Origin of the sequence: Kitasatospora purpeofusca (assembly GCF_000718025.1) — a bacterium.
Lineage (GTDB): Bacteria > Actinomycetota > Actinomycetes > Streptomycetales > Streptomycetaceae > Kitasatospora > Kitasatospora purpeofusca.
This window is the reverse complement of sequence record NZ_JODS01000018.1, coordinates 1-14,415: the sequence shown is the minus strand read 5'-3', so window position 1 is coordinate 14,415 and position 14,415 is coordinate 1. Positions and strand designations below refer to the sequence as shown.

Here is a 14,415-nt window from a genome sequence, read left to right as displayed (position 1 = left end):
ATCCCGGTCACACCGGGTTCGTCGGGAAGCGGCGGCCGGGCGGGCAGCCGGCCCGGCCGGTGACGACCGGCCCCGGAGCCGATCGACTCCGGGCCGTGCTATTTTTTGTGAGCAATCGTTCAACTACGGAGGTCGGGGATGGGGCGCAAGCAGCTCTGGGACCAGGACGAGGTACTGGCCTCGGCCATGCGGCTCTTCCGCCACCGGGGGTACCTCGGCGCCTCGCTGCGGGACATCGAGGAGGCCACCGGACTGCACCCGGGGAGCCTGTACCGGACCTTCGGGAGCAAGGACGGCCTGTTCCACGCCGCACTGGACGCCTACAACGAGCGGGTGGTGCGGGGCCGGGTCCGGGTCCACCTGCTGGAGCCGGCGGACCCCCTGGCCGGCATCCGCTCGTTCTTCACCTCGGCGATCGAGACCGGCCCCGAGCCCGACCCGGGCTGCCTGCTCACCAACACCGCCGTCGAGTCCTTCGCCCTCCCCCAGGCCGCCGCCGGGGTGCACCACGGCCTGGCGGCGATCGAGGGCGGCTTCGCCGACGCGCTGACCCGCGCCCGGCAGCACGGCGACGCGCCGGCGGACCTCGACGTCGGAACCACGGCCGCCCATCTGCTCGCGCTCTACCAGGGCCTGCTGGTGCTCGTCCGGGCCGGCCTGCCCCGCACCACACTGCACAGCGTCACCGACGGCGCGATGGCGTCGATCGGATCCTTGAGGGCCCCACGAAAGCAGGACGACCATGAGTGACACCCAGCGGCTCTGGAACGACTACGCCGCCTGCTGGTCGGCCGACCCCGCCGACCGGACCGCCGCCCTCGGCGCGGTCGCGGTGGACGAGGTCGCCTACCGCGACCCCGGGACCGAGGTCGGCAACCTGACCGAACTCGCCGCCTACATGGCCGGCTTCGCCGGAGCCTTCCCCGGCCACCGGTTCCGCATCGACGAGGTGCTGGAGCACCACGACCGCTCCCTCGCCCGCTGGACCCAGCTCGACGGACAGGGCGGGACCGCGTCGGCCGGCATCAGCACCGCCCACCACCACGAGGACGGGCGCCTCGCCGACATCACCGGCTTCTTCCTCCCGGCCTAGCCGACGCACGAGGGTGTCCGTCGCGGTCGTTCACGGACCGCGACGGACACCCTCGTGCTTCCCCCGCAGCTGCCCCACGGCTTCGACCTCCCGGCCGCCCGGCCCAGGCCGGAGCCCGGGGGTGGGGACCGGCCCGCGTGGGACCGGCCCGGTCAGGAGACGAGCTTGACGACCGCGTCCGCCGCCGCCTTCCCCGCGGCGGCGAGGACCGCCTTCACCAGGTCGCCGAGGGCTCCGGTCACTCCGGCCGCGAGGGTGTCGGTGGCGTCCAGGCTCGCCTTGAAGGTGCCGTTGAGGATGCCGTCCCACCGGGCCGTGATCTCGGGGTTGTTCCCGACGAACGTGAAGTCGTCGTTGCGGTCCGGCGTACCGAAGGGCAGTCCGGCGACGGTGCCTTCCGTGTGGCCGGAGTGCTGGAACGTGAACACGTGTCCGTCCGGCGTCAGCACGGCGGCGGAGATCGTGTAGTCGATGTTGTCGAAGCCGCTGTCGTGCGCGTGCGTGCTGAACGAGAAGAAGCCGTCCTGCCGCATCACGACGTGCACCGAGCCGCCGATCGCGATGTCGGTCGTGACGTCCTGGTCGAAGTTCTTGCTCGACGTGTCGTACCAGAAGTGGTCCTGGATCGACGCGTCCCCACCGGTGAACCACACCTCCATGCTTCCGGGAACGCGGGACACCGCGGCGAGCCCGGTGGTGACGGACGCACTGCCGGCGGGAGCGAGCTCGAAACCCTGCCAGGTACTGCCCTCGTACCAGAAGCGGTCCTGGACCACGTACCAGACCTCCATGCTGCCCGGGATCCGCGAGACCGCCGCAATGCCACCGGTCGTCGAGGCACTCCCCGCGGGAGCGAGCTCGAAACCCTGCCAACGTACCAGACCTCCATGCTGCCCGGGATCCGCGAGACCGCCGCAATGCCACCGGTCGTCGAGGCACTCCCCGCGGGAGCGAGCTCGAAACCCTGCCAGGTACTGCCCTCGTACCAGAAACGGTCCTGGACGGAGCCGTTCGCCCCGACGAAGAACACCTCCATGCTTCCGGGGACACGCGAGACGGCGGCGATGCCGCCGTTGGCGGACGCGCTACCGGCGGGCGCGAGCTCGTAGCGCCGCCACGGCGACCCCTCGTACCAGTACGCGCCCTGGACAGAGCCGTTGGGGGCGACCCACCAGACCTCCATGCTGCCGTCGATCCGGGAGACCGCGGCCACCCGGCTCGACAGCGAGGCGCTGTCGGCCGACGCCAGCGTGAATCGGTTCCAACTCATCTACGAACCTCCAGGAGCTCGCTTCCGTCACCCGCCGGCCGGGAGGATTCCGGTCCGTGGGCCGCCGGGCCGTCCGAGCAGACCCGGCGTTGCGCGGCGCCGGTCGGGTGTCACCGTCCGTGCGCTCAACGCATGCCTCAACGGTAGGAATCCGTGCGGACGGTGACATGAGGCGGCGGTCCCGACCGTGTCCCGGGACCACCGCACCATCCGGGTGCGCGTCATGGGAGCACCGGGGCAGCGCGGTTGCGACGCGAGGAGGCGACGTCCGCCCGGCGGCGCCGCACTCCGGCCACGGGTTCCGTGGGTCCGGAGTGGGAAGTCGACGGAGCCGACTTCCCACTCCCCGCGCGCTGTCCTGCCGCACTGTCGAACTTCCGACGAGGGTTCGAGGGCGCCCTCAGGAAGTGGGAACGGGCTCCCGGCGAATTGCCTCAGGCTTCCCGACGGCCATCACCAGGTCCTGGCCGTCCCGCCAGATCCTCAGGGAATCCCCCGCCTTGTTCCGAACGTCGGCCGAGGCGCCCGCACCTTCCACCCTCACCGCCATGGCCTTTTCGGAACATCCCACGGCCACGAATCTGAACGGCGGAAATTGCGCGGACGCCTGGGTGTGCTTTCCGGTGAGAACGTTGCCGGGGAATCCCTGGTGGCTGTCCGAGTACACGCTTCCGGTCGGGCGCTGCGCTCCGACCGAGACGGAAGCAGTGGCGTCCGCCCCCGTGGGCGGAGCCGCCAGGAACGCGACCTGGCAGATGTCGTTCCTCACCGCGAGAACCACATCGGTGCCCTCCACCTCGGCGATGCCCAGGATCTTGGCGGCGCCCTTGGCCGGGGGCGCGTCGACACTGGCCTGGACGGACGGGGCAACCGGCGCGGCAGCCAGCCCGTCGAGGGCCCACGGGGCGCCCGGCTCGGAGGGTGTCGTCCCGTCGCCGGTACATGCCGTCACCAGTGCCGCGGCGGTCAGGAGAACCGCCGCAGCTGCGAGCCGCCGGGGTCGCCTAGCGTACCGAACTCCTCTACCTAGACCGCCCGTTGCAGCAGAATCCTCCTGGCCGCCGCCTGTTGCCGTGGCCGATTCCGTGGTCGCTCTCCGCACGATTCCCCCTGGCTCAACTGGCATTCAGAACTCCTGCACCCCTCAAGACTTCACGCTACGACGCCCCCGCGAAAAGAAACACCGGGCAACTCCCGCCGACCCATCGGCCCGGACGACTGGCGGCAGCGAAACAGCCTGCCAGGGGGTTCAGTTGTGCCGGTTCCGCTGGTAGCGCATTCTCCCGGCCACTCGGAGCGGTCGGGACAATGAATGACGGCGACACAGTTCCTCGGCATCGAGTGCCCGTGGCAGAGGTGCCGAACGCCCAGTGCCCCACCCGGCCGTGGTGGTCGACGGGGCACCAGACGCTTCGGCGTTCACCGGTCCGGGTCGTGCAGGCTCGCGAGCCCGGTGACCACCGCGTACACGCGAGGAGCGGCCTCGGCCGGACGCCCTACAGACACGCGACAGAGCGAGGGCCGCAGGTCGGAGCGGGAGGTCGACGGCACCGACTTCCCACTCCGGCCTGCCTCCCGAACCGACCTGCTGGCTTCCTGCCTGGCTCCGTTGCGGCGGGCCGCCGATGGTCTGCCGCAACGCACCGGACGGAAGTGACGGCGCCGGTCCGTGTCCCCTGCCCTGACCCGCCGCCGCCCGGACGGGCATGAGCGCCCGTCCGGCCGGTGCGCGAGCCAGTGATCGGCGGGGCCCCGTGGAGGCGCACCAGGTGTTTGGTCAGCAGATGATGACCGCACCGGTCAGGGCCGTGCACGAGGCCGAGGCGGAGTTGTTGCTCGGGTCGGGGTCCGGGTCGGTGCCCGTGATGGTCGCGGTGGCGGTGAGCGCGCCGAGCGCGAGCAGGCCGACCTGCGCGGTCAGGGTCGGGACGAAGCCCTGCCCGTCCGGCATCCCCGTCAGATCACAGGTCAGGGTCTTGGCGGTGTTGTCGTACGCGCAGCCGGAGAGGTCGACGCTCGCGCTGGTCGTCCGGGACGGAAGCTGCACGACGGCGGTCACCGTGCCCGCCGCCCGGTTGGGCCCGGCGTTGCCGAAGAAGACGCGGTAGGTGACGGCCCCGGGGGCGCCCGAGGCCGTCACCGTGGCGTAGAGATCGGCAGGTCCGACGGCCTGCGCAGGCTGCGCGAGAGCGAGCAGCCCGCCGGCGAGCAGGAAGGCGAACGGGGCGGCCGCACGGGTACGGAACAGGCGCATGGAGAGCTCCTTCGGCAGGGCGCGTGTGATGACAGATGACAGCTGGGGCGCATCAGCGCGCGTCAGAGACTGCCAGTAGCCGGTTGCCCGGCAGGAGGCGCTCGGCAATGCGGCCTGATCCGGTCGGCGAGTGGCCGAAGTCCTCCCCGGGTGCGGAACACCTTCCTGGGCGCCGAGGGCGCCCGTTCGAAGACCGCCCCACCCCCGGAACCCGTCAGAGCGGGTCGGCCGTCCGGTAGACCGAGACGTGGGAACGCGACTCCGCGGTGAACTCCCCTCCCACCCAGTCGGCATGCCTGGACTCCAGTGTCATTCCGGCCAGCTCGGCCATCAGATCGAGCTCGGCCGGCCAGATGTAGCGGTGCGGGCTGCGGAACACCTGGGCGTCACGGCCGCCCTCGGCGTCGAACCGGAAGTGGTGCGAAACGACCTGCTGACGCAGGACGTCGTAGGTGTCGAGCCCGATATAGCCCCTCGCCGACTCCCACACCATGGCTTGCTGGCCGGGTGGCAGCTTTCGGAGTTCGGGGACCCACAGCTCGACGACAAATCGTCCACCCGGCGCGAGGTGGCGTGCGGCGTTCCGGAAGCAGGCGACCTGCTCGGCCTGTGTGAGCAGGTTCGAGATGGTGTTGTAGACGAGATAGACGAGCTGGAAGCTGCCGGGGACCCGTGCAGTGGCCATGTCGCCGACGACGACCGGAATGGTCGCCTCGTCCGCCTTGGCGCGGAGCCGATCGAGCATCGGATTCGACAGCTCGATACCGCTGACCGGGACTCCCCGCGCCGCGAGCGGCAACGCCACCCGCCCCGTCCCGATGGCGAACTCCAGTGCCCGCCCACCCTCGGCGAGCTCCACGAGGCGGTCCACTGTCGGCCCCAGCACCGTCGGCGCGAACATGCCGGACCCAGGGGTGTCATAGCTCAGAGCGGCATGGTCGTCCCAGATCTCATTTTGAAGCATGGTCAGCGATGATGAACCACACCACTGCCATGGGAAGGTCAATGTCCTTTTAATGCTCCAAACATGATTGCACGTCACTAAATAGCTGTTGTCGTTCCGTTCTTGAGGGGCATCGATCGAACTGGTGTCTTGCATCGGGCGAGCTGCCTGTCGGCCGTGGGCCGACCCCTTGTGAACAGGACCCGAGCCCGGCTGGGGCGGGGCTTCCTCGCACTGTTTCTGAGGCTCGGTCCAGCTGGAGGAAAACTGCGTCCGGCGCCCAACTCGTGCACCTGAGTGGCACTATGCACGGGGGTGTGGTCCTGGTGCGGGCCGGGTGCGACGTCAGGGGGACGAGATGATCACTGGGCTGGTTGTGGAGACCGGCGGGTTCGAGCTGGTCGTCGGCGGGGAGGGGATCGGTCCGCGCAGGCTGCTGCAGGACTCCGACGTCGCCTGGTTGACCGCGGTCGCGGGCCGGTACGTGGACGCGGTGCGCGGCGGCTCCCGGCGGGAGGTACTGCTCGCGCTGGGACGGGAGTTGTACGGGTGGCTGGACGGGGACCGCCGCCGGTTGACCCGGTTGCTGGACGAGGCTCCGGTGCCGGTGTTGTTCGAGGTCCGGGGGCCGAGGAGGCCGTCGGCCGCGGAGTGGGCGTTGTTGCGGGCCCCGTTCGAACTGCTGGCGGCTCCCGGGGGCGGGTTCCTCGTGGAGGAGCCCGAGCAGTTCGCGGTGGTGCGGCGGCTCGGCCGCCCGGGCCCGGCGGATGCCCTGGACGACCGGCGGCTGGGGGTCGCGTTCATGGCCTCGTCCCCCCGGGGGCAGAACGAACTGGATTACGAGGCGGAGGAGTTGGCGATCCTCGGGGCTGTCGGGGAGACGGGCCTGGACCTGGTGGTCGAGGACTCGGGCAATCCCGAGCGCCTGGGTGTGCGGCTGTCGGAGCTGGGGGGCATGCCGGTGGTCCACCTGTCGTGCCACGGGCTGCACAACTGGCGCGAGCGCCCCGGGGATCGCCCCACGCCGGTCCTGCTGCTGGAGGACGATCTGGGGCAGGGGCGTCCGACCAGTGCGAAGGAGTTGGTGGGCCTGCTGACGCCCCGGCCGCGGCTGGCGTTCGTGTCGGCCTGCCTGACGGCCACCGGCGCGGATGTCGGCGGGCACCTTCCCGCGGGCGCGGGGCGCCGCGGCGCCCCGGGCACCGGTGCGGGGGCGGCGGTGGCGCACTCGCTGGCCACGGAGCTGGTGGCCGCCGGGATTCCCGCGGTGATCGGCTGGGACGGCTCGGTCAGCGACCGGGCCGCCACCCTGTTCGCCGAGCACCTGTACGCCCGGCTCGGCCTCCGCGTCACCGTGGCGGAGGCGGTGGCCGCCGCCCGCCGCGAACTGCTGGAGTCCCCCGACGAGCACGTGCGCGCGGACTGGCACCTGGCACGGCTGTGGCTGGGGCCCGCGGGCGGCGGCCCGCTCGTCGCGGGAACCGTCAAGCGCCGGATGGCGCCCGCGCACCACGCGACCACGACGTTCCTGGGCAGCAAGCACGACGTCCCGGTCGCGGCAGCGGGGATGTTCGTCGGCCGACGCCCGGAACTCCAGCAGGCGCTGCGGGCCCTGCGCGGCCGGCGGCACGGGGGCGTGCTGCTCCACGGGCAGGGCAGGCTGGGCAAGTCGAGCCTGGCCGCCCGGATCGCCGACCGCCTCCCCGACCGGGCCGTCGCGGTCGTGTTCGGCGACTACACCCGGGCAGCGGTCCTCGACGCCGTTGCCACAGCCGTCGAACCGTTTCCCGACGCCCGCGACCTGCTCAGGGACAGGCGCGCCGACGTCCGCGAGCATCCGGACCGCTTCAGAGCGCTCCTGGTCGACCTGCTGGCCGGGCCGTGCGCCCAGGCCCAGGGCACCCGCAGGCCCCTCCTGCTGGTCGTCGACGACCTCGAACAGATCCTGACCGCCCACCCCGACGGCCCGCACCGGGTCGACAACGCACACAACGAGGTGCTCGCCGACGTCATCTCCGCGTTCGACCCGGCCACCACCGACAGCCGGCTCCTGCTCACCAGCCGCTACACCTTCACTCTCGACGGGCTGGAGAGGCGCCTGGAGCCGGTCCAGCTCCAACCGCTCTCCCCGGCCGCCCGGCACAAGCTCCGCCGCCGCCAGCAGGACCTGGCCACCACCGAGAACCGCCTCCCGGACACCGAACCGGCCCGGCGAACGGATCTGGCCCGACGGGCCATGGAGGTCAGCCGCGGCAATCCCGGCCTGCAGGACCTGATTGTGCTGCGCCTGGTCTACGGCGAGCACGTCGACCCGGCCCGCGCCGAGGCCGCCATCGCCGCGATGGAGAACTACCTGCGCCAGGGCGACCCCGCCGACGATCCCGACCTGGCCGCGTTCCTGGAGAACCTGGCCCTGGACACCCTCCTCCAGCAGGCCGGCCCCGCCCACCAAGACCTGCTGCGGGCCTGCACCCTGTTCACCCTCCCCGTCCCACAACCCGTCGTCGACACCCTCGCCGAAGCAGTCGGCGGATCGGCCTCCCGTCTGCGCGGCCTCGGCCTCCTGGACGCCTACCCGGACGACTACCACCGACCCACGACCGCCGTGGCCGTCAACGCCCTCGCCGCCGGACACCTCACCCCCCTCAGCCCCGACGAACGCACCACCCTGGCCGCCCTCGCCGTCGAACCCCTCCACACCCGATGGGGCGGACCCTCACCCCGCCCTCGCCGCAGCACCGACCTGGACCTGCAGCTGACCCGCCTCGCACTGGACGCCGACAACCCCGCCGTCACCGCCGACTGCGCCGCGAAGGCCGTGTCCGCCCTGCGCCGGGGCCCGGCCTCCGCCGCCGCCGCACTCGGCCAGCGTGCCATCGCCCTCCTCGACCGCCACCACCACCCCGTCCCCCTGCCCCTGCTGCGCGCCGTCGCCGACGCGGCTGTCACCAGCGGCGACGGCGAGCGTGCCGACACCCTCCTGCACCGCGCCGTCCAGCAGATCCAGACCGACCCGCAGCACACCGACCCGGCAAACCACGCGGCAGTCCTCCACGACCACGCCAACCGCCTGCTCACCCGCGGCGAGACCGGACAGGCCGAGACCCTCCTCCACCAGGCCCGGCAACTGTTCACCGACCTCGGCGACACCCGCTCCGCCGCGATCACCTGGGGGCAGATCGCGGACATCCTGCAACAGCGCGGGGAGGTGGAGGAGGCCCTGCGGATCCGCCGCGAGGTCGAACTACCGGAATACCAGCGGATCGGCGACACCCGCTCCACCGCAATCACCTGGGGGCAGATCGCGGACATCCTGCAACAGCGCGGGGAGGTGGAGGAGGCCCTGCGGATCCGCCACGAGGTCCAACTGCCGGAATACCAGCGGATCGGCGACACCCGCTCCGCCGCGATCACCTGGGGAAAGATCGCGGACATCCTGCAACAACGCGGGGAAGCCGACGAGGCCCTGCGGATCCGCCGCGAGGTCGAACTACCGGAGTACCAGCGGATCGGCGACACCCGCTCCGCCGCGATCGCCTGGGGGCAGATCGCGGACATCCTGCAGCAGCGCGGGGACGTCGACGAGGCCCTGCGAATCCGCCACGAGGTCGAACTACCTGCCTTCGAGCGGATCGGCGACACCCGCTCCGCCGCGATCGCCTGGGGAAAGATCGCGGACATCCTGCAACAACGCGGGGAAGTCGACGAGGCCCTGCGGATCCGCCACGAGGTCCAACTGCCAGCCTTCGAGCGGATCGGCGACACCCGCTTCACTGCGGCCACCTGGGGGCAGATCGCAGATGTCCTGCAGCAGCGCGGGGAGATGGAGGAGGCCCTGCGGATCCGCCGCGAGGTCCAACTGCCGGAGTACCAGCGGATCGGCGACACCCGCTCCACCGCGATCGCCTGGGGGCAGATCGCGGACATCCTGCAGCAGCGCGGGGAAGTCGACGAGGCCCTGCGGATCCGCCACGAGATCGAACTACCTGCCTTCGAGGGGGTCGGCGACACCCGCTCCACCGCGATCACCTGGGGAAAGATCGGGGATGTCCTGCAGCAGCGCGGGGACGTCGACGAGGCCCTGCGGATCCGCCACGAGGTCCAACTGCCGGCCTTCGAGCGGGTCAGCGACACCCGCGAAGCCGCAGTCACCTGGGGGCAGATCGCGGACATCCTGCAGCAGCGCGGGGAAGTCGACGAGGCCCTGCGGATCCGCCACGAGATCGAACTGCCGGCCTTCGAACGGATCGGCGACACCCGCTCCACCGCGATCACCTGGGGAAAGATCGCGCACATCCTGCAGCAGCGCGGTCAGGCCGGCGAAGCCGTTGAGCTGCAGCTGAAGCGCTTGGAAGTCAATGAACGGCTCGGCGATATCGACGGCATCGCAGCAGCGAACTGGGACCTGGCCAGAATCGACCTGGACGGTGGGGACCTCCACGCAGCGGTGCCGAGGCTGGTCACCTCGTTCCAGCACTTCCTGGAACTACAACGGCCGGACGGTATCGCGGTCGTCGGGATCACTCTGGGGCAGGTGATGCTGGCCTCAGGTGCACGGGCTCAGGCCCGACAAGTGCTCCAGGCCTGCCGAGCCGCTGCCGCTGTGATCGGCGCAGCAGACATCGTGTTCCAGGCCGAGCAGCTCATGGAAACCATCAGCGACGAAGACGAGGAATCATGATCATCGAGATTGTCGGCCCGGAAGCCGAAGCCGCCCGGAAGAGTATTTCAGCGATCACCGCCGACTGGGGCCACCCCGCCGACACCACTGCGTCGAGCGCAACGGTGACCGGCTCGAACACCAAGGGCGTCGACCCCGTGGCGGTGACGGCACTGCTCCTGTCCGTGCCCTCCGCCGTGCTCGCGGTCGCAGACATCGCCGATCGGATCCGCAAGCGGCGCCGCGCCGGCGAACTCATCGAACGAGCGGGACAACTCTCCACCGGGCAGACGACGGTACGGCTCGTCCACGCGGACCGCTCCGTCGACTTCGCCACCCTCACCCCCGACCAGCTCCTGGACCTCATCGCCGACGAACCCCCGACGGACTGAACTCCGGGAACCGACGCCCCGGGCCGCGGTCGGCCCCGCAGCTTTCCCGCAACCGTACCGCCGCCAGGCAGAGGAGGCGCATTGGGCGGTCGAGCACCGGGGCACACCGGAAAGGCGCACTGCGGGCGTACCCCTGGCGTGCACGAACCCCTTCCCGCGATCAGGCCGATCGGGTGACCGTCAGGCATGAAGGCAGGACTCCTTGGTAGCTCAGTGGGTTTCTGCACCAACGAGTCCTCCAGGGGGCTCTGTTGTCGTATTTCCACGGCATCGCGGAGGCGGGGTCCACTGCGGCCGCTATCGCGTGTGACTGCGTGGCTCACAGGTTCGGGAACGCCGGCGACCACCCGGTCCGCGAGCGCCGCTACCCGTCCGACATGTCGGACGCCGAGTAGGGGGTGGCCAGGCCGCTGCTTCGGCATCGGGCTGGCTGCGCGGCCGGGGCGGCCAGCCTGCGGCGTACTGCCACCGGCGATACTTGATGCGATCCGCTGTCCCGTCGACAACGGCACGAAGTGGAGAGCGATCCCGATCGACTTCCCGCCGTGGGACCGCGTCTACGCGTTCTTCCGCCGCCGGCGCGACCACGGCCTGGTCAAGGAGTTCCACGACCGGCTCCGCCGCCAGGTTCGCGAACAGGCCGGGCGGGATCCCGAGCCGAGCGCGGTCAAGGCCGACGCCGTTGTCGGCGCCGGCAGCCGCGGCTTCGACGGCGGCAAGCCCATCAACGGGGGCGCGCCGGGGCCCGCGCCGAGGGGGCGCGGGCGGCCCCGGCGGACCGCAAGCGGCACGTCGTGGTCGACACGCTCGGACAGCTGCTCGCGGTGATGGTCACGGCCGCAGATGTCGGCGACCGTGCCGCCGCCCAGGTGCTGCTCGGCCGGGTCGCTGCCACACACCGCCGGCTGACCCTAGTCCGGGCAGATGGCGGCCACAACGGCAGCCTCGTCGAGAACAGCCTCGCCGTTCTCGCCGTGATGCCGGCCATCGTCAAGCGCAGCGACGACACCTTCGAAGGCGCCGCGACGGCGGAGCAGAGGTGGGACCAAGCGCTGAAGCACGGCTGCCGTGAGGACGGAGTGGGAAGTCGACGGAGCCGACTTCCCACTCTCCACCACGCAGCCCGACCTGTTGACCTATGTCCGGGACGAACGGGAGGAGGCGATGCCTGCCGGGGGTCAGTGAGGCGATTACGAGAGTGGCCCGGTCCCCCTGGGCCACTCGTCGGAGCGGCTGCCCCTCGTCCAGTTCCTGCGGCGGTACTGCCGCCCGTACGCGTCTCACACCTGGCGGACGGCCGCACGGGCCTGCGGTTTTCCCCGAGGGCATGATCCCAGTCAGAATGGAGAGCCCGGATTGGGGGCGGTGGTGGCCCGGACTGATTCCGACACACACTGGCTCCCGTCCCACGCGAAGCGCAGGAATCAGAGACCGGAACTCCCGAGGCCCCCTGTCGAGGTGGGACGTGTTCAACAGTGTACGTACCGTGATGACCTTCGCCGCAGACCCCGAGGCGTCGGCCCGGTGGTGGGGTCAGCTCCTGGACGTCCCCGTGAAGACGGACGTCAGCGGCACCGGGGCGGTCTACGCCTGGGTGGAGATCGGTGGGGTCGAGGTCGGTTTCCATCCGGTGGACGACGAGCGAAACCCCCGGGGCGGCAGCCCTGTCGTGTACTGGGGCGTGGACGACGTCGACCGGGTCCGGGACCGGCTGCTGGCGGCCGGCTGCGAACACCACCGGGGCCCGCTGACCATCGAGCCCGGACGCAGGATCGCCCAGCTGCGCGACCCGTTCGGCACCATCGTCGGCATCGAGGGCCCGTAGAACGCACCGAAGGCCCGACACGAAGTCAGTCGGCCGGATCGCGTTGACCTGCATGGACTGGATTGAGCAAGACGACTGCGGGTCACCCCGGCGTCCGTCAGGCCGCCGGGGTGTGGTGAGCACAGTGCCGGCTTCGAGTCCCACAACTGCAGCTCAGGAAGAATGAGAACTTTTCATCCTGAATTCGCAGGTGGGATGGGGTGGCCTGGGGTCGGTCAGGTCCGAGGCGCGGCCGGGTTTGGCCGCCGAGATCCACAGCAGGTTCCCGCGCTCGTCGGTGACGGCCAGGACCAACAGCCCGTGGGCCTTGTGCTTCCCGAAGTAGTTGCGCCGACTCTGTCTACCGATGCGGCGTCTGGTGCGCACCCGAGCTCGCCGTGCTCCCGACGGCCGCCGACCCGGCGGGCACCTGCCCAGGAGCTCGGCACCGCGCAGACGGTCGGTGATGCCCGCATCCGCAAAGATGCTGAGTCCGTAGCCGGCCCTACTCGGCGTCCTGTGCTTCGATCAGGTCGAGGTCGCGGACGCAGAAGCCGTGGTGTTCGAAGGTCTCGTTGAGCACCGTGGCGAGGCACTGCCGCACCAAGCGGCCCCGGGCGTACGGCGGCCAGACATCGTCGTCGGGCACCGGCGCTCGCTCTGCGAGCTGCACGGCGGTGACCTCGTCGAGCCAGGCCTCGATCTCGGCGGCCTGCGCGTCACGCACGCTCACGATCTCGTCGAGGGTCGGATCGAGCGAGAGGTCAAGCCCGTGCGCTCCACGGTAGGGCTCGACGGTCGTCCCGATGCCTATCGGTGTGAACAGCTCCGTCGAGCCCAGGCAGCAGCGGCGGAACCACGAGTCGTGGACGAAGACCAGGTGGCGCATCGTCTGCACCGCCGACCACTCGTCGTTCACGCTGCGGCGCTCGATGCCGGGCCTGCGGCGGATTCGCTCGACCGTGGCGGCCCAGCCGGCATGGAGCTGACGCGATGCCTCGCGCAGATCGTCAGGGTCCTCGGAGCGGATCAGCACCCGCACCGGATGACGCCGGTCGAGCTCTGCCTCGACGTACTCGCCGACCTCGACACCGTTGACCACGAGGTTGGCGACGAGCCCGTCGATCACGGCATCCTGCATGACGACGCCGATCAGGCGTGCCCCGCTCAGATCGCACTCGCGGAACTCCACACCGTGCAGATCCTCGTCCACATATCGCGTCATGCCCCGCATACTAGATCCGAGCACCGACAAGCCGGCCTCCCCGCAACTGCTCGACTTCGCTGTCGACGAAATCCCACCCGCCCAAAAGCCAGACCCCCACCCGGGCTTGCTGCGGTTCGTCGACCTCTTCGGAGTCGTCGATGCCGATCAGGAACTCGCGTCCATCGTCGAACAGGCCGTACTCGGCGGCCATCCGCATCCGCCCGGCATTGAGAACTTTTCATCTTGAATTCGCAGGTGGGATGGTGTGGCCTGGGGCCAGCCGGCCGGTCGGCCGAGTCGGGTCACTCGTCCGTGTCTGACGGCATCGTCCAGTTTTGCAGCCCCCTACGATCGGCGGCGGAGCTTGGCGGACTTCTCCCGCCGCACGCCGTCCACGGGTGCTGGGGGTCCGGAGTGGGAAGTCGACGGAGTCGACTTCCCACTCCCCCGAGGCCCGAACCGACCTGCTGGCTTCCGGTCTGGCGAGGACTCGATGCTTGCAGGTGGGCGCCGCGGGTGAGGGCGTCGAGGGCGTGGGTGGTGCGGCGGTGGTGGTCGGGTTGCATGTTGTCGGCGAGTTGGGCGCGGTGGAGCCAGTGGGCGGCGGTGACGGTGTGCGGGGGTCGGTGGCGGGCGACGGTGGATTCCTGGGCGGGGCTGAGGCGTCCGCCCCAGTGGACGAGGTGGAGGGCCTCGGGGAGGAGTCGGGTGGGGGTGTGGTCGGTGGCGAGGATCTTGCGCAGGGGCAGGACCAGGCCGGTCTGGGTGTCGGTGTGGCGGCGGGCGGCGTGG

Annotated in this window: 14 protein-coding genes and 1 pseudogene; 7 read left to right on the top strand and 8 right to left on the bottom strand. The window is 70.8% G+C overall.

The features are described from left to right. Positions 1-138: 138 nt before the first annotated feature. On the top strand, positions 139-750 hold the full coding sequence (locus tag IF01_RS0123860) for a TetR/AcrR family transcriptional regulator (protein WP_030395565.1): 612 nt from the start codon (positions 139-141) through the stop codon (positions 748-750). Beyond that, positions 743-1,093, top strand: a complete 351-nt coding sequence (locus IF01_RS0123855; RefSeq protein WP_030395564.1) for a nuclear transport factor 2 family protein — start codon at positions 743-745, stop codon at positions 1,091-1,093. Before IF01_RS0123860 ends, IF01_RS0123855 begins: the two co-directional genes overlap by 8 nt. Before the next feature lie 152 nt (positions 1,094-1,245). Here the strand turns inward: IF01_RS0123855 and IF01_RS48465 are convergent, their stop codons facing one another. From IF01_RS48465 to IF01_RS0123835, 4 genes are all read right to left on the bottom strand, one after another. Then, positions 1,246-1,884, bottom strand: coding sequence for a hypothetical protein (locus IF01_RS48465; protein ID WP_037780951.1), 639 nt, complete (start codon positions 1,882-1,884; stop codon positions 1,246-1,248). 879 nt (positions 1,885-2,763) lie between these two features. Beyond that, positions 2,764-3,315, bottom strand: coding sequence for a hypothetical protein (locus tag IF01_RS0123845; RefSeq protein ID WP_030395563.1), 552 nt, complete (start codon positions 3,313-3,315; stop codon positions 2,764-2,766). Positions 3,316-4,140: 825 nt separating this feature from the next. Then, positions 4,141-4,617 (bottom strand): DUF11 domain-containing protein, encoded by a 477-nt coding sequence (locus IF01_RS0123840; protein ID WP_030395562.1) that lies wholly within the window; start codon positions 4,615-4,617, stop codon positions 4,141-4,143. Between the two features lie 214 nt (positions 4,618-4,831). Further along, positions 4,832-5,581, bottom strand: coding sequence for a class I SAM-dependent methyltransferase (locus IF01_RS0123835; RefSeq protein ID WP_030395561.1), 750 nt, complete (start codon positions 5,579-5,581; stop codon positions 4,832-4,834). Between the two features lie 337 nt (positions 5,582-5,918). On the opposite strand from IF01_RS0123835, the gene IF01_RS0123830 reads away from it, so the two are divergent. From IF01_RS0123830 to IF01_RS0123815, 5 genes and pseudogenes are all read left to right on the top strand, one after another. Further along, positions 5,919-10,241, top strand: a complete 4,323-nt coding sequence (locus IF01_RS0123830) for a CHAT domain-containing protein (RefSeq protein WP_030395560.1) — start codon at positions 5,919-5,921, stop codon at positions 10,239-10,241. Beyond that, the gene (locus IF01_RS0123825) at positions 10,238-10,612 is read left to right on the top strand and encodes a hypothetical protein (protein WP_030395559.1); all 375 of its coding nucleotides are present in this window, start codon (positions 10,238-10,240) and stop codon (positions 10,610-10,612) included. The genes IF01_RS0123830 and IF01_RS0123825 overlap by 4 nt, the downstream gene beginning before the upstream one ends. A gap of 186 nt (positions 10,613-10,798) precedes the next feature. Further along, a pseudogene (locus IF01_RS51380) lies at positions 10,799-11,209 on the top strand (transposase); the annotation flags it as partial. Then, positions 11,128-11,943, top strand: a complete 816-nt coding sequence (locus IF01_RS48460) for a transposase (protein WP_341845501.1) — start codon at positions 11,128-11,130, stop codon at positions 11,941-11,943. The pseudogene IF01_RS51380 and the gene IF01_RS48460, both read left to right, overlap by 82 nt. A 134-nt stretch (positions 11,944-12,077) precedes the next feature. Beyond that, a complete protein-coding gene (locus tag IF01_RS0123815) occupies positions 12,078-12,437 on the top strand; it encodes a VOC family protein (RefSeq protein WP_030395558.1) in 360 nt (119 codons plus the stop codon). A 153-nt stretch (positions 12,438-12,590) separates the two neighbouring features. Here the strand turns inward: IF01_RS0123815 and IF01_RS47670 are convergent, their stop codons facing one another. From IF01_RS47670 to IF01_RS48455, 4 genes are all read right to left on the bottom strand, one after another. Beyond that, positions 12,591-12,803, bottom strand: coding sequence for a transposase family protein (locus IF01_RS47670; protein WP_157855330.1), 213 nt, complete (start codon positions 12,801-12,803; stop codon positions 12,591-12,593). Between the two features lie 118 nt (positions 12,804-12,921). Then, a complete protein-coding gene (locus IF01_RS0123810; protein WP_030395557.1) occupies positions 12,922-13,641 on the bottom strand; it encodes a DinB family protein in 720 nt (239 codons plus the stop codon). Between the two features lie 10 nt (positions 13,642-13,651). Further along, positions 13,652-13,834 (bottom strand): hypothetical protein, encoded by a 183-nt coding sequence (locus tag IF01_RS0123805; protein WP_157855329.1) that lies wholly within the window; start codon positions 13,832-13,834, stop codon positions 13,652-13,654. A 91-nt stretch (positions 13,835-13,925) separates the two neighbouring features. Further along, positions 13,926-14,415, bottom strand: a 490-nt coding sequence (locus IF01_RS48455; protein WP_157855328.1) for an NUDIX hydrolase, incomplete at its 5' end; no start/stop codon positions are given.